An 18883-nucleotide genomic window follows, 5' to 3' on the forward strand; every position below is an offset into this window, starting at 1 on the left:
AGCTGCGTGTAGGAGTTGATCCGCACCCCGCTCATCCGGGAGAGTTTCGCGCAACCCGGCGCACGCCGGGCGCGGCCGTCGTGCCCACCCCCACGGGGCACGACGGCCGCTCTAAAGTGGGCCGGATGACGACCTATGCGGCGCTGCTGCGCGGAATCAACGTCGGCTGCACCAGGAAGCTCCCCATGGCCGACCTGCGCACCCTCCTGACCGGTCTCGGCCACTCCGGCGTACGCACCCATCTGCAGAGCGGCCAGGCCGTCTTCACCGCCGACCGCGGCGACGCGGAGTCCCTGGCCGCGGAGCTGACCCGGGCCATCGAGGAACGGTTCGGGTTCTTCGTCGACGTGCTCGTACGCGACCACGGCTATCTGGCGGCGGTCGCCGAGGCCTGCCCCTTCCCGGCCGCCGAACTGGCGGCCAAGCAGCTGCACGTCACCTACTTCTCCGCACCCGTCACCCCGGACCGCTTCGCGGACATCGACCCGGCCGCCCACCTCCCCGAGGAGTTCCGGCTCGGCGACCGCTGCCTGTACCTGTACGCCCCCGACGGCCTCGGCCGCTCCAAGCTCGCGGAGGCACTGGCCCGGCCGCGGATCACCAAAGGCCTGATCGCCACGAGCCGGAACTGGAACACGGTGGCCAAACTGGTCGAGCTGACGGCTCCGGGGGCGTGACCGCGCGTACGTCCCGCCGCCCGGGCGCGGGCCCCGACCGCATCGGCGAACCGCCCCGCGAGCGGCCCGGGTTCACCGATCCCGCACGTGGGCGACGGGTGGACACGGCACATGGTGTGCGAGGCTCTGCCCCATGCGCTACATCATCATCGGGGCCGGAGCGGTCGGCGGCACCGTCGGCGGCCGGCTGGCCCAGGCCGGGCGCGAGGTCGTCCTGGTCGCACGCGGCCGGCACCTCGCCGCGCTGAACGCGCACGGGCTGCGGCTGCGGGTGCCGCAGGGCGAGTCGACGTACCGGCTGCCGGCCGTCGAGGCGCCGGGCCCACTCGGCGAACTGCGCGCCGACGACGTGCTCGTCCTCGCCGTGAAGACCCAGGACACCGTGGCCGCCCTGGACGCCTGGGCGGCCGTGCCCGTCGCGGGCGGCGGCACGGCGGCCGAACGACTGCCGCTCGTCTGCCTGCAGAACGGTGTGGAGAGCGGACGGCTCGCCCTGCGCCGCTTCCGCCGGGTCTACGGCGTCTGCGTCTGGCTGCCCTCCACCTTCGTGGAACCCGGCGTCGTCTCGGCGGCCGGCACCCCGCTCACCGGCATCCTGCACCTCGGCCGCGTCCCGCACGGCACCGACGGCACCGCCCGCCGGATCGCCGCCGACCTCCAGGACGCGCACTTCGAGGCGCCGGTGGTACCGGACGTGGCCCGCTGGCAGTACGCCAAGCTGCTGGGCAACCTCGGCAACGCCCTGGAAGCGGTGAGCGGGCCCGTCACCGGCGAGACGGCCGAGGCCCTGTACGCCCGGGTGCGGGCCGAGGGGGAGGCCGTGCTCGACGCGGCCGGCATCGCCCACGCGAGCGCCGAGGAGCAACGCGCCGCACGCGGCGACAAGGTCACGCCGGTCCTGCTGGACGGGGCCGTGCGCGGCGGGGGTTCGTCCTGGCAGTCCCTCGTCCGGGGCACCGGCTCCATCGAGGCGGACTACCTCAACGGCGAGATCGTCCTCCTCGGCCGGCTGCACGGCGTGCCGACCCCGCTCAACGAGCTGCTCCAGCGGATCGCCGGAGAGTTCGCGCGGGAACGCCGGGCGGCCGGCTCCCTGCCGGTCGCCGAACTGGCCGCCCTGGCCGACCGGGCCGGCGGCGCGGCGGCACAACACGGTTGATCTTCCGGCCGGTTCGGTGTTTCGTGGCCCCGTCCGGGGCGCGCGGCCGCTCAGGACCGGCGGGCACAGGGGAGGACGGGAAACGGTGGACGACTTCACGGGGGACGCCGGACAGCGGCTGGCCGCGCGGTTCGAGGCGGACCGGCCGCACCTCGCGGCGGTGGCCTACCGGCTGCTCGGGTCGGCCACCGAGGCCGACGACGCGCTGCAGGAGGCCTGGCTGCGGGCCCGGCAGGCCGACACCGGCGAGGTCGGCAACCTCACCGGCTGGCTGACCACCGTCGTCACCCGCGTCTGCCTGAACCTGCTGCGGGCCCGCCGCAACCGTCGCGAGGACGCTCTCGACGCCCACGACTCCCCGGCCGCGGCCGTCACCGAGTCCGGCGACCCGGCCCGTGAGGCACTGCTGGCCGACGAGGTCGGCATCGCGCTGCTGGTCGTCCTCGACACCCTGAGCCCCGCCGAGCGGGTCGCCTTCGTACTGCACGACATGTTCGCGGTGCCGTTCGAGGAGATCGCCCCGCTGATCGAGAGGAACCCGGCCGCCACCCGGCAACTGGCCAGCCGCGCCCGGCGCCGGGTCCGGGGCCGGGAACCCGTGCCCACCGCCGACGCGGGCCGCCGCCGCGAGGCCGTCGAGGCGTTCCTGGCCGCCACCCGCGGCGGCGACTTCACGGCACTGTTCGCCCTGCTCGCCCCGGACGTCGCGCTGCGCGCCGACGCCCTGGTCGTCCCCACGCCCGAACCGCTCACCGTCCAGGGCGCCGAACCCGTCGCCCGGGGAGCCATGGCCGCCATGGCCCGGGCCCGGCTCACCGGGGTCGCCCTGCTGGACGGCCGGGTCGGCCTGGTCATGGCGGAGCGCGGACACCCGCGCCTGGTCCTGGCCTTCACCTTCGGCACGGACGGCCTGATCACCGGCATCGACATCACGGCGGACCCGCAACGCCTGCGCGGAATCGACATCGGCCCCGCGGACACCGACCGCTGAGCGGCGCCGGGGGTCCGGAAGCCGGCCGGGCCGGGGTTGGCCGATAAACGCCCATCGAGCCCGGATACCCCGCTTCACCTGTGACACACGGGGCGTGCCCGGCGCAGAACGAAGAGCCACCGCGGTCCGACGTCACAGGGGAACGCCGGACCGCGGGGGCCGTTACCACGGCGCCGCCCCCGAAGGGCCCGGGTCGCCGAACTCCGCGAGAAATCCGTGACCGCTCCCTAGTCTGGAGCGCGCGGAACAGCCGGAGGGGAGACGGATGAAGGCGACGGGCGGGCCCCTGCCCCCGTGCGGCGGCAGGACGAGCCCTCCGCACAGGCCTCCGGCCACCGGTCAACGGACCGTCGTCACCCGGACGGGTGGCGGTTTTCGGCCCACTTGGCGTACGTGCCGCCGTCCGTGGCACCGTGCCGGCGAATCCGCACCCGACGCGGCCCGCCGGACCGTCCTCCCCGCCCGAACGGCGCGTCGATGCGCATGTCACGGCGTCCGTCAAGGCGTACGTCAATGCCGCACCATACGGCCGTACTCGGACCACCGACATCGGTAACGTCGGCCCCCGGCACCGCGCGCCCGAATCCGGACCCGAGCCCGCCACGGCCGCTCAGGACCGAAGCCCCAGGACCAGAAGCGAGGACAGGACATGAGCACGTACAACTTCGGACATGTCAACGGACCGGCCGGCCTCGGTGATCCCGGCGGCACCGCCGACCCCTACGCCCTGGACCTCGAAAGCCTGATGAACACCGCCGACCGGCTCACCGCGACACTGCACGCCGAGTACCCGGCGCTCGTCGGCCACGGCGAGGTCATCCAGCGCGAGCTGGCGCTCTCCGCCGAGGACGGGCTGCCGCCCAACCGCGGCCGGATCCGCACCGCGCTGGAGGTCGTCGCCATCCGGGCGTCGGCCGGGACCGGCAGCCTCACCTACACCCAGCACCTCACGCACGCCCTCGGTCTGTGACCGGCCTGAGCCGCACCGGGCGCGGCGGCCGGGATCAGGCGCCGATCGCCGCGAGGACCGGCCGGCGGGCCGCGTCGTAGCGTTCCAGCAGCACGCGCGCCACCTCCGGCGCCGGGCCCAGCACATCCGCGAGCACGTCCGCCTCGGCCGCGCCCCGCGCGATGCGATCCGGCAGGAAGCCGGGGGCCAGGACGTACGGCGCGACGGCCACCCGCTCGCAGCCGAGGGCGCGCAACTCCCGTACGGCGTCCTCGGTGCGCGGAAGGGATGCGGAGGCGAACGCAGGCCGCACGGCGCACCAACCGGTGTGCCACCACTCCCGCGCGATGTCGGCGATCACTGCGCTCGCCTCCGGGTCCGATGACCCCGCCGAGGCCAGCACGACCCCGGTCGAGGACTTGTCGGCGGGCGTCAGTCCCGCCTCGTACAGGCGCCGTTCCAGCGCCGAGACCAGCAGCGGGGAGGGGCCGAGAACCTCCGCCTGCCGGATCCGCAGCCGCGCCGGCGCCTCCCGCAGCACGGCCGGGATGTCGGCCTTGGCGTGGAAGGCGCGGGTCAGCAGCAGCGGCAGGGCGACGACGTCCCGCACGCCCTCCGCCGCCAGGGACTCCAGCACCCCCTGCACCGAGGGGACGTTGAAGTCCAGGAAGCCGGTCTCCACCCGCAGCCCCGGCCGCAGCGACCGCACCCGCTGCACGAGGGCGTGCACGGTCGCGGCGTGCCGCGGATCGCGGCTGCCGTGGGCGACGACGAGGAGAACGGGCTTCGTGTGCACGCTGATCAGCTCTTCACCATCAGGCCGCGGCTGCGCAGCACCCACCGCTCCAGCGGGCTGAAGATCAGCAGGTCGATGGCGATGCCGACGAACAGGATGAGCAGGATCGCCTCGAACACCATGGCCATGTCGCTCGCGGTGCGGGCGTTCTCCAGCAACTGGCCGAGGCCCACGCCCAGATCAGGGAACTGGGCGATGATCTCGGCGGCCATCAGCGACCGCCAGGAGAACGCCCAGCCCTGCTTCAGACCCGCCACGTAACCGGGCAGCGCCGCGGGAAGGGTGACGTACCAGACGCCCTTGACGCCCGTCGCGCCCATCGTGCGGCCCGCGCGCAGGAACAGCGGCGGGACCTGGTCGACACCGGACACCAGCCCGTTGGCGATCGAGGGGACCGCGCCGAGCAGGATCACCGCGTACATCATGGAGTTGTCCAGGCCCAGCCAGATCACGGCCGGCGGCACCCACGCCACCGACGGCAGCGACTGCAGACCGGACAGGATCGGGCCGATGGCCGCGCGCACGAACTTCACCCGCGCCACCAGCAGTCCCAGCGGGGTGCCGATGAGCAGCGCGAAGAAGAAGCCCAGCAGACCGCGCGAGACGCTGGTCCAGATGTAGCCGAGCAGATTGCCCTGCACCCAGGCGTCCCGGAACGCGTGCCCCACCGCCGACGGCGAGGGCAGCTTGGTCGGGTCGTCGACGACCGGGTAGAGCAGGGACCAGACCACCAGGACCACCGCGATCGCGATGACCGGCGGAAGGACCTTGTTGACGAGGGTCTGCCGCAGGGTAGGCCGCCCGGTGGCCGCCGTCTCCAGTGCGTCCAGGCCCGCCTCGACGCTCCCCGCGTCCTGGCCCGGCTTCGTCTCAGTGCTGGCCATGACGGCGGATCTCCCCACGCAGTACATCGGTGATCTCGAGGGACAGTTCGGCCACGGGCGCGTCCTCGATGCGGCGCGGCTGCGGGATGTCGACCGTCCACTCGCGCGCGATCCGGCCCGGACGGGAGGACAGCAGGACGACCCGCTGGGCGAGCCGCACCGCCTCGCGCACGTTGTGCGTGACGAACAGGACCGACAGACCCGTCTCCTGCCAGATCCGGGTCAGCTCGTCGTGCAGCACGTCCCGGGTGATGGCGTCCAGGGCCGCGAACGGCTCGTCCATCAGCAGGATCTGGCTCTCCTGGGCCAGCGCGCGGGCCAGCGCCACCCGCTGGCGCATACCGCCCGACAGCTCGTGGACGCGCTTGCCGTACGCGCCCTTCAGCCGGACGAGTTCGAGCAGCTCCTCGGCCTTGCCGCGCCGCTCGTTCTTCGGCACCCCCCTGAGCTTCAGGGCGAGTTCGATGTTCTTGCCCGCGGTCAGCCACGGGAAGAGGGCGTGCTCCTGGAACATCAGGGCCGGGCGGCCGTCCGTCCGGATGGCACCCGCGGTGGGCCGGTCGAGGCCGGCCACCAGGTTGAGCAGCGTGGACTTGCCGCAGCCCGATGCCCCCAGGAGGGTGACGAACTCACCCGGCGCGACATCGATGCTGATGTCGTCCAGCACGAGCTGCTGCCCCGCCGGGGTCGCGAAGGACTTCGAGACGTGCTCAAGGCGTGCCGCGTACTCGACCGACTCGGCGGCCTTGGCGAGAGTCGTGGTCGTGGCCATGGTCGTCACCTCCTGGGAACTCGTCGGATCCGTGTCAGCTGCCGAGACCGGCGTCGCCGACCGCGCTCGCGCCCTCGGCCTTGAGGACCTTGTTGAGGAGCGTGAGGTCGTAGATCCCGTTCAGGTCCGGCTTCTCCAGCAGACCGGCCTTGACCGCGTGGTCCGCCTCGGTGTGGAGCGTGGACGCGAGCGGGTCGTCGGTGAACCGGATCGACTTCCACGCCGGGTCGAGGACGTCGGCGGGCAGCGCCTTGCCGGAGTCCGACTCCAGCTGCTTGTTCGCGGCGGCCTTCGCCTCGTCCGGGTTGGCGTTGATCCACTTGTTGGTCTCGACCGACGCCTTCAGGACGGCCTCGACCGCCTTCGGGTGCTCCTTGAGGAAGGCCTGCCGCACGATGATGTTCGTGATCACGAACTTCTTGTCCGGCCACAGCGACGACTCGTCCAGCAGCACCTTGCCGCCCTCGGCGACCAGCTTCGACGCGGTCGGCTCCGGCACCCAGGCACCGTCGACCGACCCCGACTTGTAGGCGTCCGGGGTGATCTTGTTGTCGGTGCGGACGACCGTCACGTCACCCTTGCCGCTCTGCGCGTCGACCTTCCAGCCCTGCTCGGCGGCCCAGTTGAGAAAGGCCACGTCCTGCGTGTTGCCCAGCTGCGGGGTGGCGATCCGCTTGCCCTCGACGTCCTTCAGGGACTTGATCTTCTTCGGGTTCACCACGAGCTTCACACCGCCCGACGCGGAACCACCGATGATCTTCAGGCTCTTGCCGCCCGACTTGGTGAAGCCGTTGATCGCGGGGGAGGGGCCGATCCAGCCGATGTCGATGGAACCGGAGTTCAGCGCCTCGATCTCGGACGGGCCGGCGTTGAAGGTCGCGTACGACGCCTTCGTGGCGCCGAGCTCCTTCTGGAAGAAGCCCTTCTGGTTGCCGACCAGCGCGGTGGCGTGCGTCAGGTTGCCGAAGTAGCCGATCTTGACGGAGTCGAGACCGTCGATCTTCTTCGCCCCGGCGGCGACCTTGGCGGTGTCGTCGTCCTTGGCCTCGGAGCCGTAGCCGCAGGCGGCGAGGGTGACAAGAGGGAGCGCGGCTATCACCGCGAGGGTACGGCGGAACGCTTGTGTTGCAGGCACGGGAGGTGTTCCTCTCGGAGGCCCGGCGGTCACGGTCTTTCAGGTCGTGGCCGGGAGGTCGGCAGGTCTGCGTCTACGGCTGTGGGGGGTCAGGGCGCGCGGGCAGTGCGCGTACGTCAGCACGCACATCGCGCCACTCCGCCCTGTCCGCTGCCGAGCGCTCCGCTGCCGACGCGGCCGCCCTCCTTCGCGAACGTGGAGAAGTAGTCGGTGGAGTTCATGGTCAGAAGTCCCACCCGTCGTCGTCGGTCGCGTCCTTGACCGGCTCGGGGGACGCGAACGACTCGCCGACCATGCCCGCGGTGAGCGTGGTGCCGTCGTTCGGGTCGATGAGGATGAAGGAGCCCGTGCGGCGCGAGTCGGCGTAGGCGTCGACCGGCAGCGGCTCGGCGGTACGGATCTTCACCCGGCCGATGTCGTTGGCGGCGAGCCGGCCCGGGTGCGGGTGCAGGGACAGGTCGTCGAGCGTCAGCCGGGACGGGATGTCCTTCACGATCGCCTTGACCGTGCGGGTGCCGTGCTTGAGCAGGACCCGGTGGCCGACGGTGAGCGCGGCGTCCGCGACATGGCAGACGGTCGCCTCCACGTCCTGCGTGGTGGCCGGCGCGTCCTTCGTCGGCACGATCAGGTCGCCGCGCGAGACGTCGATGTCGTCCTCCAGCAGGAGGGTCACCGACTGCGTCGTCCAGGCCACGTCGACCGGCGTGCCCAGCAGGTCGATGCCGGAGACCGTCGTCGTCCGGCCGGACGGGAGGACCGTGACCCGGTCGCCGACGCGGAACGTACCGGCCGCGATCTGGCCCGCGTAGCCACGGTAGTCCGGGTGCTCGGCGGTCTGCGGCCGGATCACGTACTGCACGGGCAGCCGCGCGTGGCAGTGCGCCAGGTCGTGGCTGACCGGCACGGTCTCCAGGTGCTCCAGCACGGTCGGGCCGCCGTACCAGTCCATGTTCGCGGACGGCTCCACGACGTTGTCGCCGGCGAGCGCCGAGATCGGGATCGCGGTGACCTCCGGGACGCCCAGCTCGGTCGCGTACGCCGTGAACTCCTCGGCGATCGCCGCGAAGACGCTCTCCTCGTAGCCGACGAGGTCCATCTTGTTGACGGCGAGGACGACGTGCGGGACCCGCAGGAGGGCGGCGATGGCCGCGTGCCGCCGGGTCTGCTCGACCACCCCGTTGCGGGCGTCGACCAGGACGACCGTCAGCTCCGCGGTGGACGCGCCCGTGACCATGTTGCGCGTGTACTGCACATGACCGGGGGTGTCGGCCAGGATGAAACGGCGGCGGGGCGTGGCGAAGTAGCGGTACGCCACGTCGATCGTGATGCCCTGCTCCCGCTCGGCACGCAGGCCGTCGGTGAGCAGCGCGAGGTCCGGGGCGTCCTGTCCACGGCTGGCGGAGGCGCGCTCCACGGCCTCCAGTTGGTCGACGAGGACCGACTTGGAGTCGTGCAGCAGCCGTCCGACCAGCGTGGACTTGCCGTCGTCGACGGAGCCGGCGGTGGCGAACCGCAGCAGCGTGGTGGCCGAGAGAGCCTCGGTCGTGGTCGTGCTCATGCTTAGAAGTACCCCTCGCGCTTGCGGTCTTCCATCGCGGCCTCGGAGAGCTTGTCGTCGGCGCGGGTCGCGCCGCGCTCGGTGAGCCGGGAGGCGGCGATCTCGGCGATGACGGCGTCCAGCGTGGTGGCGTCGGAGTCGACGGCGCCGGTGCAGGACATGTCGCCGACGGTCCGGTAGCGGACCAGGCGCCGCTCGACGGTCTCCCCGTCCTTGGCACCGCCCCACTCACCCGCGGTCAGCCACATGCCGGCGCGCGCGAACACCTCGCGCTCGTGCGCGAAGTAGATCTGCGGCAGCTCGATGTCCTCGCGGGCGATGTACTGCCACACGTCCAGCTCGGTCCAGTTGGACAGCGGGAAGACGCGGACGTGCTCGCCCGGGGCGTGCCGGCCGTTGTAGAGGTTCCACAGCTCCGGGCGCTGGCGGCGCGGGTCCCACTGGGAGAACTCGTCGCGCAGGGAGAACACGCGCTCCTTGGCGCGGGCCTTCTCCTCGTCCCGGCGTCCGCCGCCGAAGACGGCGTCGAACCGCTCGCTCTGGATCTTCTCCGTCAGCGGGAGGGTCTGGAGCGGGTTGCGGGTGCCGTCGGGACGCTCCTTGAGCACACCGCGGTCGATGTAGTCCTGGACGGAGGCCACATGGAGGCGCAGACCATGTGCGGCGACCACCCGGTCCCGGTACTCCAGCACCTCGGGGAAGTTGTGCCCGGTGTCCACATGCAGCAGGGAGAAGGGGACCGCCGCCGGGGCGAACGCCTTCAGCGCCAGGTGCAGCATGACGATGGAGTCCTTGCCACCGGAGAAAAGGATCACCGGGTTCTCGAACTCGCCCGCCACCTCACGGAAGATGTGGACCGCCTCGGACTCCAGCGCGTCCAGGTGCGAGAGCGCGTACGGGCTCTCCGTGCCTTCCTCCGCCTTGAAGGCCGTGGTCATGCCAGTCCCCTCTCGCTCAGCAGCGTGTGCACGGACGCGGCGGACTCCCGCACCGTCTGGTGCTGCGACTCGATCCGCAGATCGGGCGTCTCCGGCTCCTCGTACGGGTCGTCGACCCCGGTGAGTCCGGACAGCTCGCCCGCGGCCTGCTTGGCGTACAGCCCCTTCACATCGCGCTCGCTGCACACGTCGACCGGGGTCGCCACATGGATCTCCAGGTACGGCGTCCCGTTCTCCTCGTGCCGCTTGCGCACCGCGTCCCGGCTGTCCGTGTACGGCGCGATCACCGGCACCAGCGCCTTGACGCCGTTGCGGGCCAGCAGTTCGGCGACGAAGCCGATGCGCTGCACGTTGGTGTGCCGGTCCTCGCGGGAGAAGCCGAGCCCCGCCGAGATGAACTCGCGGATCTCGTCGCCGTCGAGCACCTCGACCCGGTGGCCCTCGGCACGCAGCCGGCCCGCCAGTTCGTACGCGATGGTGGTCTTGCCGGCGCTCGGCAGACCCGTGAGCCAGACGGTGGCTCCGGTCGTCACGTGGTTCTCCTGAATCCGCTCGTCGGTCATCCGTGCAGCCCGCACTCGGTCTTGTTGCGCCCCGCCCAGCGGCCGGCGCGCGCGTCCTCGCCCTCCAGGACCCTGCGGGTGCACGGGGCGCAGCCGACGGACGCGTAGCCGTCCGTCAGCAGGGGGTTGGTCAGCACGCCGTGTTCCGCGACGTACGCGTCCACGTCGTCCTGGGTCCAGCGGGCGATCGGGGAGATCTTGACCTTCCGCCGCTTCTCGTCCCACCCGACCACAGGGGTGTTCGCCCGGGTCGGGGACTCGTCGCGGCGCAGGCCGGTCGCCCACGCCCGGTAGTTCCGCAGGCCCTCCTCGAGCGGCCGCACCTTGCGCAGCCGGCAGCACAGGTCGGGGTCGCGGTCGTGCAGCTTCGGCCCGTACTCGGCGTCCTGCTCGGCGACCGTCTGCCGCGGTGTGAGGGTGATGACGTTGACGTCCATCACCGCTTCCACGGCGTCCCGGGTGCCGATGGTCTCCGGGAAGTGGTAGCCGGTGTCGAGGAAGACGACGTCGACGCCCTTGAGCACGCGCGAGGCGAGATGGGCGACCACGGCGTCCTCCATCGAGGAGGTGACGCAGAATCCGCTGCCGAAGGTGTCCACCGCCCACTGCAGGATCTCCAGGGCGGAGGCGTTCTCCAGGTCGCGGCCCGCCTGCTCGGCGAGCTGCTTCAACTCGTCGTCGGTGCGCTGGTCCTGAGCGGTCGTCATATGCGCTCGTCCCCTCCGTCGTCGGCTCGCTGCAGGCCCCGGGCGAGCAGCCCGAGGAACTTCAGCTGGAATGCGCGGTTGCACGCCCCGCATTCCCAGGCGCCGTGACCCTGCTCGTTCGGACGCAGGTCCTCGTCGCCGCAGTAGGGGCAGAAGAAGGGTGCGGCCCGTTCACTCACGACAAGGCCTCCTCGGAAGCGCGCGCGGTCCACGTGGCGAACCGCTCGCCGTCCTCGCGCTCCGCCTGGAAGCGCTTCAGGACCCGCTCGATGTAGTCGGGCAGCTCGTCCGAAGTGACCTTCAGACCGCGGACCTTGCGGCCGAAGCCCGCTTCCAGGCCGAGCGCGCCGCCGAGGTGCACCTGGTAGCCCTCGACCTGCTCGCCCCGCTCGTCGAGGACGAGCTGGCCCTTGAGACCGATGTCCGCCACCTGGATGCGGGCGCAGGCGTTCGGGCACCCGTTGAGGTTGATGGTGATCGGCTCCTCGAAGTCCGGGAGCCGGCGCTCCAGTTCGTCGATGAGCTGGGCACCGCGCTGCTTGGTCTCGACGATGGCGAGCTTGCAGAACTCGATGCCGGTGCAGGCCATGGTGCCGCGCCGGAAGGTGGACGGTCGGGCGGTGAGGTCCAGCGCCTCCAGGCCCTCGACCAGCGACTCGACCTGCCCCTCCTCGACGTCGAGGACGATCATCTTCTGCTCGACGGTGGTGCGGATCCGGCCGGAGCCGTGCGCCTCGGCGAGGTCGGCGACCTTGGTGAGGGTGGCGCCGTCGACGCGGCCCACGCGCGGCGCGAAGCCGACGTAGAACCGGCCGTCCTGCTGCCGGTGCACGCCGATGTGGTCGCGCCACTGCCGGCTCGGCTGCTCGGGGGCGGGCCCGTCGACCAGCTCGCGCCGGAGGTACTCGTCCTGCAGCACCTGACGGAACTTCTCCGCGCCCCAGTCGGCGACGAGGAACTTCAGCCGGGCGCGGTTGCGCAGGCGGCGGTAGCCGTAGTCACGGAAGATCGAGATGACGCCCTCGTAGACGTCCGGGACCTCGTCGATCGGCACCCAGGCGCCGAGCCGCACACCGAGCTTGGGGTTGGTGGACAGACCGCCGCCGACCCACACGTCGAAGCCCGGGCCGTGCTCGGGGTGGACGACGCCGACGAACGCCACGTCGTTGATCTCGTGCACCACGTCGAGCAGCGGTGAACCCGAGATGGCCGTCTTGAACTTGCGCGGGAGGTTCGAGTACGCCGGGTTGTTCAGGACCCGGCGCTTCATCTCCTCCAGCGCCGGCGTGGCGTCGATGATCTCGTCCTCGGCGATGCCCGCGACCGGCGAGCCGATCATCACGCGCGGGGTGTCGCCGCAGGCGGTGACCGTGGACAGGCCCACACCCTCCAGCCGGTCCCAGATCGCGGGCACGTCCTCGATCCGGATCCAGTGGTACTGCACGTTCTGCCTGTCGGTGATGTCCGCCGTACCGCGCGCGAACTCCTGCGAGATCTCCCCGATCACCCGAAGCTGCCGGGTCGTGAGCGCGCCGCCGTCGATGCGGACCCGGAGCATGAAGTACTCGTCGTCCAGCTCCTCCGGCTCCAGGATCGCGGTCTTGCCGCCGTCGATCCCGGGCTTGCGCTGGGTGTACAGCCCCCACCAGCGCATCCGGCCGCGCAGGTCGCTCGGGTCGATCGAGTCGAAACCACGCTTGGAGTAGATCGTCTCAATGCGTGTCCGCACATTGAGACCGTCGTCGTCCTTCTTGACCTGCTCGTTGCCGTTGAGCGGGGTGAAGTGCCCCGCTGCCCACTGACCCTCACCACGGTGACGACTCACCTTGCGGCGGGGCGCGGAGGCGGCAGGGTTCTGTGGGGTGGCGGCCATGGTTTGTACGTCCTTCGGGACAGGCGGAAAGCGGCTCTGACCTGCGTATACGGGCATGCGGGCACGCGTGCGCGTCCTTGCGCGGGCAGGAATGCGGGGAAATCCCGGGTTCTCGGCGGTGCTGGAGGCTCAGCTCGCCGGACAGATGGCGCTGGACATGCGGCCGAGGTCGACGTGCCGCCGACTCACCAAGGCAATTCCAGTTCCAGGCATGGCGGAAGCCTGTCACGGCGATCTGGACACAGTCCAGCTTCGTCCAAGATGCGGACACCGTTGTCCCGAAATGTGGAACAAGGGTGTCGTCGCTCACATGTGCCGTCGGGAGACTTGTCCCGGCTGGTCAGGCGGGGTATGCGCCCGGCCACGGCCCGGGAGTGGCGATCTCGGGCTCCAGCTCCACCTTGGTGTCGAACAGCTTGAAGCCGCGCCGCTGGTAATTGCCCATCGCGTACTCGCCGTCCTTGCTGCACGTGTGCAGCCACACCCGCTTGGTCGGCGTACGCCCGGGCCACCGCTCGGCCAGGTCCCAGGCGCGGGCCGTGCCGTACGACAGCAGATGGCCGCCGATGCGCCGGCCGCGGGAGGCGGGCAGCAGACCGAAGTAGACGATCTCGACGACGCCCTCGCCCTGTGCCTCCAGTTCGACGTAACCGGCCGGGGTGCCCCGGTCGTACGCCACCCAGGTCTCCACGCCGGGCCGCTCCAGGTGCTCCCGCCACCGCGCGTGGCTCCAGCCGAGCCGGTCCGTCCACCGGATGTCGCCGCCGACCGAGGCGTACAGGAAGCGGCTGAACTCGGGGGAGGGGACCTCCGCACGGACGATCCTGACGTCGCCCTCGGGGGCGGCGGCGGGCAGGAGGTCGGACGGGGACGTCTGCTCCAGGGACCAGGTGGTGACAGGGACGCTGCTCATGCGGGCCAGGGAATCATCCCGTCGGCCCGTCTGTCGATCGACCGGGTCAGGCGGGACGCGCAGGTGCGCAGGTCACGGCGGATGCGCACCGCCCACCCGGGCCGCCCGGCACCCGGGTCGTACGGCACCCGGGTCGGACGGGTGTCACCGCAGTGAGCGGTCGAGGGTCGCCAGGGGCAGGGAGAAGAGCATCCGGTCCGAGAGCGACCACACCTCGCCGGTCTCCTGCCAGTAGGAGAGGGAGCCGGCCTCCCGCGCCCAGCAGCGGTGCGAGGAGTCCGCGCCGCAGTGCGCCGCCCGCGCCCCCTTCGTGTCCTGCCGCCACAGCCCGCCGTGTCCGTCCCGCGAACCGGGCAGGTGTCCCACATACCAGGACGGCAGCTTCGCCCCGGGCTGCCGGTACGAGAGCACCCCCCGGATGCCGGAGGTCCCGGTCCGGTACGCCTCCACCGCGTCGGCCCGCCCCGCGGGGTCCGTCGCGAGCAGCCCGGCGCGGGCGGGATCGGTGCTGAACGCGTACCGCCACAGCCGGGCCCGCCGGTCGCCGCCGGGGGCGGTCCACTCCGCGGCGACCAGGCTGTCGGGGGCCGTGCCGCGGTCGAGGGCGAGGGCACCCGGGCAGGGCGCCCCGGCCGCCGTGCAGCGGCCGGCGGTGAAGCGGTACGAGCCGACCGCGGGCAGTACGTACCGGTAGCCGTCGGCGGACCAGCCGCCGGGCACCCGGCCGATCGCGGTGGCGTCGATCGTGGTGCGCTGGATGCGGTCGAGGTCGTAGACGTAGAGCGCGTCCGCGCTCCCGGTCCTGGTGGTCACCAGCAGTTTGTCCTGGTACCAGACCAGGCCCGAGATGCCGGAGGCCAGGCCCCGGTAGTCCCGGCCGCCCTGGACCGGGACGACCAGCAGCACCCAGTCGTAGGTGAGGTGGTCGGGGTCGTCGGCGTCGACGAGGGCGACCCGGGCGAGTCCCCGCTCCGCGGGACGGCCGGTGGCGGTGCTGTGGGTCCAGCCGGCCACCAGGGCGCGGTGGGTGCCCCAGACGCCGTCGTCGTCGGCGTCCCCGGAGCCGGTCACCGAGGCAGGGCGCCAGTCGGCGGACGCGGCGTCGGCCTCGTCCCAGCAGTAGGCGCGGGTGGCGGCCGGGGCCACGGGCAGGGAGGCGCGGTCGTCCGCGGAGCAGGCCGGGCCCTCCCGCATCGCGCGCTCCGCGTTCCCGAGCACCCCGTCCACGCCGACCGGACGGCCCATCGCGGCGGAGAGCCGGTCGAGCGTGCGGGCCGGGACCAGGTGCTCACGGAGCTGGAGCCTGCCGGTGTCCGCGGCGGAGGTGAGCGGCTTGAGCGCACCCGGGTCGTCGGTCACGTCGGCCTGGGACACGCTGATCATGGTGGCGGCCGCGGTGAGCGCCAGCGCGGTCCCGGTCAGGACCGCGCGGAGCGCCGCGCCCCGTCTGCGTCGGCGGTGTCTGCCGCGATGCTTCATGTCTCCTCCCGAGCGGGCCAACTGCGCCTGATGGTCCGTACGTTGACCGAGGAGCAGGTGGGGAGGCCCGTAGGGGACTCTACGGCAGTAACGGGCCGCGCAGGGCGAAGACCCCGCAAATATGCGGAAGACACACGCACGGAGCGCCTGCCCCGGCCGTCAGGGAAGCGCCCGCCGGACCGGTGCCGGGGCCGTCCGCCGCCTTACCACCGCGGGCGCCGTCGACCGGGGCAGCAGGTCACGCGGGTCGTCGGGGAGCAGGACGACGACCTCTCCGGAGCCGCCGAACCGGTAGGGCCGATGCTGAAGAAGTTCCCCGAGATACCGCCGGATTCGCGACATCTCCGCCCGTACGGTCACCGTCCGGGAGGTGTCCCCGAACAGATCTCCGGCCAGGTTCGCCGCGCCGAGCCCGGACGGGTGTTCGGCGAGCAGGAACAGCAACTCGGCGTGCCGCGGGCTCACTTCGTGGGACCAGGAACCCGCGGCGGCCTCGACGGTCAGCGTGCAGCGGCCCGGCCGGGCGAGGTCCAGCACGATCCGGGTGGCGGCGGTGGCGAGCGGTTCGTCGTCCGCCCGCAGCAGCCAGCCCCCGGCCAGCGGCTCCACGGCGCACGAACCCAGCGCGGGCAGCCACCGCCGGCCCGGCGTGCACGATGTGGGCAGCGCGACCCGCCGCACGTACGGCATCCCGGTCACCGCGGCGACCCAGCCGTCCCGGTCCGCCACCAGCGCCCGCCCCTCCAGCCGGGCCAGCACCGGCGCCGCGACCACCCGCAGCCGCTCCAGCGAGGCGCCGTGCAGTTCCCGCAGCCGCGCCTCCGCCAGCTTGGCCACCGAGTCCACCCAGGCCAGGGTCGCCGGATGCATGGTCTCCAGCGGACCGCTGACGTCCACGACCCCGATCAGCGTCCCGTCCCTGGGATCGGTGATCGGGGCGCCGGTGCACGTCCACGAGGTGTGCGAGCGGACGAAGTGCTCGCCGGCGAAGACCTGGACGGGCCGTCGTACGACCACCGGGGTGCCCACGCCGTTGGTGCCGACGACGTCTTCCCGCCAGTCCGCGCCGAGTTCGAAACCGAGTCCGTCCGCCTTGCGCAGCACCGGACGCGAGCCCTCCCGCCACAGCACGCGCCCCTCAGCGTCCGCGACCACCATGATGTGGTGGGCGACGTCCGCGACCGAAAGCAGCCCCTGGCGCAGCACGGGCAGGACGTGCCTGAGCGGTGACTCCTCACGCCTGCGCCGCACTTCCTCGGAGGGCAGCGGCGCCGATCTGGAGTCGTGGTCGGGATCGACACCGCTGCGCAGCATCCGCTCCCAGGACTGCTCGATCACCGGCCGGGGCGCGATCCGCGCACGTTGCCCGGCGAGGGTCGCCTCGCGCACCTCGCTCAGCACCCGCGCCGCCCGCGCCGCGTCGACGGCGGCCAGACGCGCCACGTTCATGGGCGAGTTCACCACTGGGGCCCTCCTGGGGGACGCATCGAACACGCTTGTCAAGCCGTCCGGGCGGCGGTTTCCGGTCCGGCTCCGCCTCTCATACTGCCGTCGCGAGCAGGACGGAGGCACACACTCCGCGCACGTGCGCCCACAAGTTGCAACCCCTTGCAACCCTGGTGCCCCGATGCGGGGTGGCTGAGACTTGACCTGACGCCTCGTGCGTCCGCGGGCTTCAAGGGGCCCACGTGGTGGGGGTGGTGCCGTGTCGGCGCAGCACCACCCCCACCGGGGGTTCGGCGGACAAACGGGTGGGTGCGCCCGCTCAGGAGACCGGCCGGGCCCGCTCCACCACCGCCGCGAGGTCCAGACCCGCGGGCAGGGTGCCGAAGGACGCGCCGTGGTCGCCTCCCAGCCGGGACGCGCAGAACGCGTCGGCGACCTCCGGGGGCGCGTGGCGCACCAGCAGCGAACCCTGGAGGACCAGCGCGAGCCGTTCCACCAGCCGCCGGGCCCGCCCCTCGATGCCGTCCAGGTCGGCGAGCTCGGTGAACAGGTCCTTCACCGCCCGGTCGAGACGGTGGTCGGCGCCGTGCGCCCGCCCGATCTCCGTGAGGCACGCGTCGAGCGCGCCCGGCTCCCGCCGCAGCGCCCTGAGCACGTCCAGCGCCTGCACGTTCCCGGCGCCCTCCCAGACGGAGTTCAGCGGCGACTCGCGCACCAGCCGGGGCAGGCCCGACTCCTCGACGTAGCCGTTGCCGCCCAGGCACTCGGCGGCCTCGACGGCCACCGGCGCGCAGCGCTTGGTGATCCAGTACTTCGCGGCCGGCACCGCGAGCCGCAGAAACGCACGCTCCCGCTCGCCGCCGTCGTCGTACGCGGCGGCGAGCCGGAGCGCGAGCGCCGTCGCGGCCTCGGACTCCAGCGCGAGGTCGGCGAGCACGTTGCGCATCAGCGGCTTGTCGATCAGCCGCCCGCCGAACGCCTCGCGATGGGCACTGTGGTGGACCGCCTGCGCCACCGCCTGCCGCATCAGGCCCGCGGAACCGAGCGCGCAGTCCAGCCGGGTCGCGGCGACCATCCCGATGATGGTCCGCACCCCCTGCCCCTCCTCGCCGACCCGGCGCGCCCAGGTGCCGTCGAACTCCACCTCGGCGGAGGCGTTGGAGCGGTTGCCCAGCTTGTCCTTCAGCCGCTGGAGACGGAAGACGTTGCGGGTGCCGTCGTCCAGCACGCGCGGCACGAGGAAGCACGTGAGCCCGTCCGGTGCCTGCGCGAGCACCAGGAAGGCGTCCGACATGGGGGCCGAGCAGAACCACTTGTGCCCGGTCAGCAGGTAGGTGCCGGCCTCGGCCAGGGGCCGCGCCTCGGTGGTGTTCGCGCGTACGTCGCTGCCGCCCTGCTTCTCGGTCATGCCCATACCGAAGACGGCCCCGGGCTTCTGTCCGGCGGGCCGCAGCTCACGGTCGTAGATCGTGGACGCCAGCCGCGGCTCCCACTCGGCGGCCAGCTCCGGGTCGGCGCGCAGCGCGGGTACGGCGGCGTGCGTCATCGACAGCGGGCAGCAGTTGCCCGCGTCGACCTGCGTCCACACCAGGAACCCCGCCGCCCGCCGCACATGCCCGGCCGGCCGGGACCAGGCACCGGTCAGGCCCGCCGAGACACCCTTGCCGAGCAGCCGGTGCCAGGCCGGGTGGAAGTCGACCTCGTCGATGCGGTGGCCGTACCGGTCGTGGGTGCGCAGCCGGGGCGGGTGCTCGTTCGCCTGCACCGCCCACTCCTGGAGCTGCGCGGAGCCGGAGGCCCGGCCGAGCGCGGAGAGCTCGGCGCGCACCTCGTCCAGCACGCCCGGGTCGGTGTACCGCTCGACCGCGTCGACGAGGGCCCGGTCGGCCGCGAAGACGTCGTAGCCGGCCAGCGGGGGCGGCTGGTTCGTCACGGTGTGGGTGGGGGTGCCTGCCATGACTGCGAACCTACCCGGGACGGCGGCGGTGATGACCCCAGAGTGGCACAGCGCCCGGAACCCGATGTCCCGTACCGGTGATCGCC

Annotated in this window: 19 protein-coding genes; 4 read left to right on the top strand and 15 right to left on the bottom strand. The window is 72.4% G+C overall.

Going from position 1 to position 18883, the window contains the following annotated elements:
- Positions 1-125: 125 nt before the first annotated feature.
- From ACF08B_RS13845 to ACF08B_RS13860, 4 genes are all read left to right on the top strand, one after another.
- Positions 126-677, top strand: coding sequence for a DUF1697 domain-containing protein (locus tag ACF08B_RS13845; protein WP_392317523.1), 552 nt, complete (start codon positions 126-128; stop codon positions 675-677).
- A 133-nt stretch (positions 678-810) separates the two neighbouring features.
- Positions 811-1836 carry a ketopantoate reductase family protein gene (locus ACF08B_RS13850; protein ID WP_392317524.1) on the top strand — a complete coding sequence of 342 codons (1026 nt, stop codon included), beginning with the start codon at positions 811-813 and terminating at the stop codon, positions 1834-1836.
- Positions 1837-1921: 85 nt separating this feature from the next.
- Complete coding sequence (locus tag ACF08B_RS13855) at positions 1922-2827, top strand: sigma-70 family RNA polymerase sigma factor (RefSeq protein ID WP_392317525.1); 906 nt, start codon at positions 1922-1924, stop codon at positions 2825-2827.
- Between the two features lie 649 nt (positions 2828-3476).
- A complete protein-coding gene (locus ACF08B_RS13860; RefSeq protein ID WP_392317526.1) occupies positions 3477-3797 on the top strand; it encodes a hypothetical protein in 321 nt (106 codons plus the stop codon).
- Positions 3798-3831: 34 nt separating this feature from the next.
- Here the strand turns inward: ACF08B_RS13860 and ACF08B_RS13865 are convergent, their stop codons facing one another.
- The 15 genes from ACF08B_RS13865 to ACF08B_RS13935 form a co-directional block, all read right to left on the bottom strand.
- Positions 3832-4572: a sirohydrochlorin chelatase gene (locus tag ACF08B_RS13865; protein ID WP_392317527.1), complete on the bottom strand. Its 741-nt coding sequence runs from the start codon at positions 4570-4572 to the stop codon at positions 3832-3834.
- Positions 4573-4577: 5 nt separating this feature from the next.
- The gene (locus tag ACF08B_RS13870) at positions 4578-5456 is read right to left on the bottom strand and encodes an ABC transporter permease (RefSeq protein ID WP_392317528.1); all 879 of its coding nucleotides are present in this window, start codon (positions 5454-5456) and stop codon (positions 4578-4580) included.
- Positions 5443-6228, bottom strand: coding sequence for an ABC transporter ATP-binding protein (locus ACF08B_RS13875; RefSeq protein ID WP_392317529.1), 786 nt, complete (start codon positions 6226-6228; stop codon positions 5443-5445). The genes ACF08B_RS13870 and ACF08B_RS13875 overlap by 14 nt, the downstream gene beginning before the upstream one ends.
- Positions 6229-6262: 34 nt before the next feature.
- Positions 6263-7363: an aliphatic sulfonate ABC transporter substrate-binding protein gene (locus ACF08B_RS13880; protein WP_392317530.1), complete on the bottom strand. Its 1101-nt coding sequence runs from the start codon at positions 7361-7363 to the stop codon at positions 6263-6265.
- Positions 7364-7586: 223 nt separating this feature from the next.
- A complete protein-coding gene (locus tag ACF08B_RS13885; RefSeq protein WP_392317531.1) occupies positions 7587-8921 on the bottom strand; it encodes a sulfate adenylyltransferase subunit 1 in 1335 nt (444 codons plus the stop codon).
- A gap of 2 nt (positions 8922-8923) precedes the next feature.
- A complete protein-coding gene (cysD, locus tag ACF08B_RS13890) occupies positions 8924-9859 on the bottom strand; it encodes a sulfate adenylyltransferase subunit CysD (RefSeq protein ID WP_073897319.1) in 936 nt (311 codons plus the stop codon).
- The gene (gene cysC, locus ACF08B_RS13895; protein WP_093473802.1) at positions 9856-10422 is read right to left on the bottom strand and encodes an adenylyl-sulfate kinase; all 567 of its coding nucleotides are present in this window, start codon (positions 10420-10422) and stop codon (positions 9856-9858) included. The genes cysD and cysC overlap by 4 nt, the downstream gene beginning before the upstream one ends.
- The gene (locus ACF08B_RS13900) at positions 10419-11129 is read right to left on the bottom strand and encodes a phosphoadenylyl-sulfate reductase (protein ID WP_392317532.1); all 711 of its coding nucleotides are present in this window, start codon (positions 11127-11129) and stop codon (positions 10419-10421) included. The genes cysC and ACF08B_RS13900 overlap by 4 nt, the downstream gene beginning before the upstream one ends.
- Positions 11126-11308 carry a hypothetical protein gene (locus ACF08B_RS13905; protein WP_093473799.1) on the bottom strand — a complete coding sequence of 61 codons (183 nt, stop codon included), beginning with the start codon at positions 11306-11308 and terminating at the stop codon, positions 11126-11128. The genes ACF08B_RS13900 and ACF08B_RS13905 overlap by 4 nt, the downstream gene beginning before the upstream one ends.
- Entirely contained in the window at positions 11305-13002 is a 1698-nt protein-coding gene (locus ACF08B_RS13910; RefSeq protein ID WP_392317533.1) for a nitrite/sulfite reductase, read from the bottom strand. The genes ACF08B_RS13905 and ACF08B_RS13910 overlap by 4 nt, the downstream gene beginning before the upstream one ends.
- Before the next feature lie 129 nt (positions 13003-13131).
- Positions 13132-13215, bottom strand: coding sequence for a putative leader peptide (locus ACF08B_RS13915; RefSeq protein WP_310739661.1), 84 nt, complete (start codon positions 13213-13215; stop codon positions 13132-13134).
- Positions 13216-13342: 127 nt separating this feature from the next.
- Complete coding sequence (locus ACF08B_RS13920) at positions 13343-13915, bottom strand: GNAT family N-acetyltransferase (RefSeq protein ID WP_392317534.1); 573 nt, start codon at positions 13913-13915, stop codon at positions 13343-13345.
- A 144-nt stretch (positions 13916-14059) separates the two neighbouring features.
- Entirely contained in the window at positions 14060-15394 is a 1335-nt protein-coding gene (locus ACF08B_RS13925; protein WP_392317535.1) for a hypothetical protein, read from the bottom strand.
- Positions 15395-15553: 159 nt separating this feature from the next.
- Entirely contained in the window at positions 15554-16843 is a 1290-nt protein-coding gene (locus ACF08B_RS13930; protein ID WP_392317723.1) for a GAF domain-containing protein, read from the bottom strand.
- Between the two features lie 316 nt (positions 16844-17159).
- The gene (locus ACF08B_RS13935; protein ID WP_392317536.1) at positions 17160-18797 is read right to left on the bottom strand and encodes an acyl-CoA dehydrogenase family protein; all 1638 of its coding nucleotides are present in this window, start codon (positions 18795-18797) and stop codon (positions 17160-17162) included.
- Positions 18798-18883: the final 86 nt, after the last annotated feature.

It is taken from the genome of Streptomyces sp. NPDC015139 (assembly GCF_043079785.1).
In the GTDB taxonomy this organism is placed as follows: Bacteria; Actinomycetota; Actinomycetes; order Streptomycetales; family Streptomycetaceae; genus Streptomyces; species Streptomyces albidocamelliae.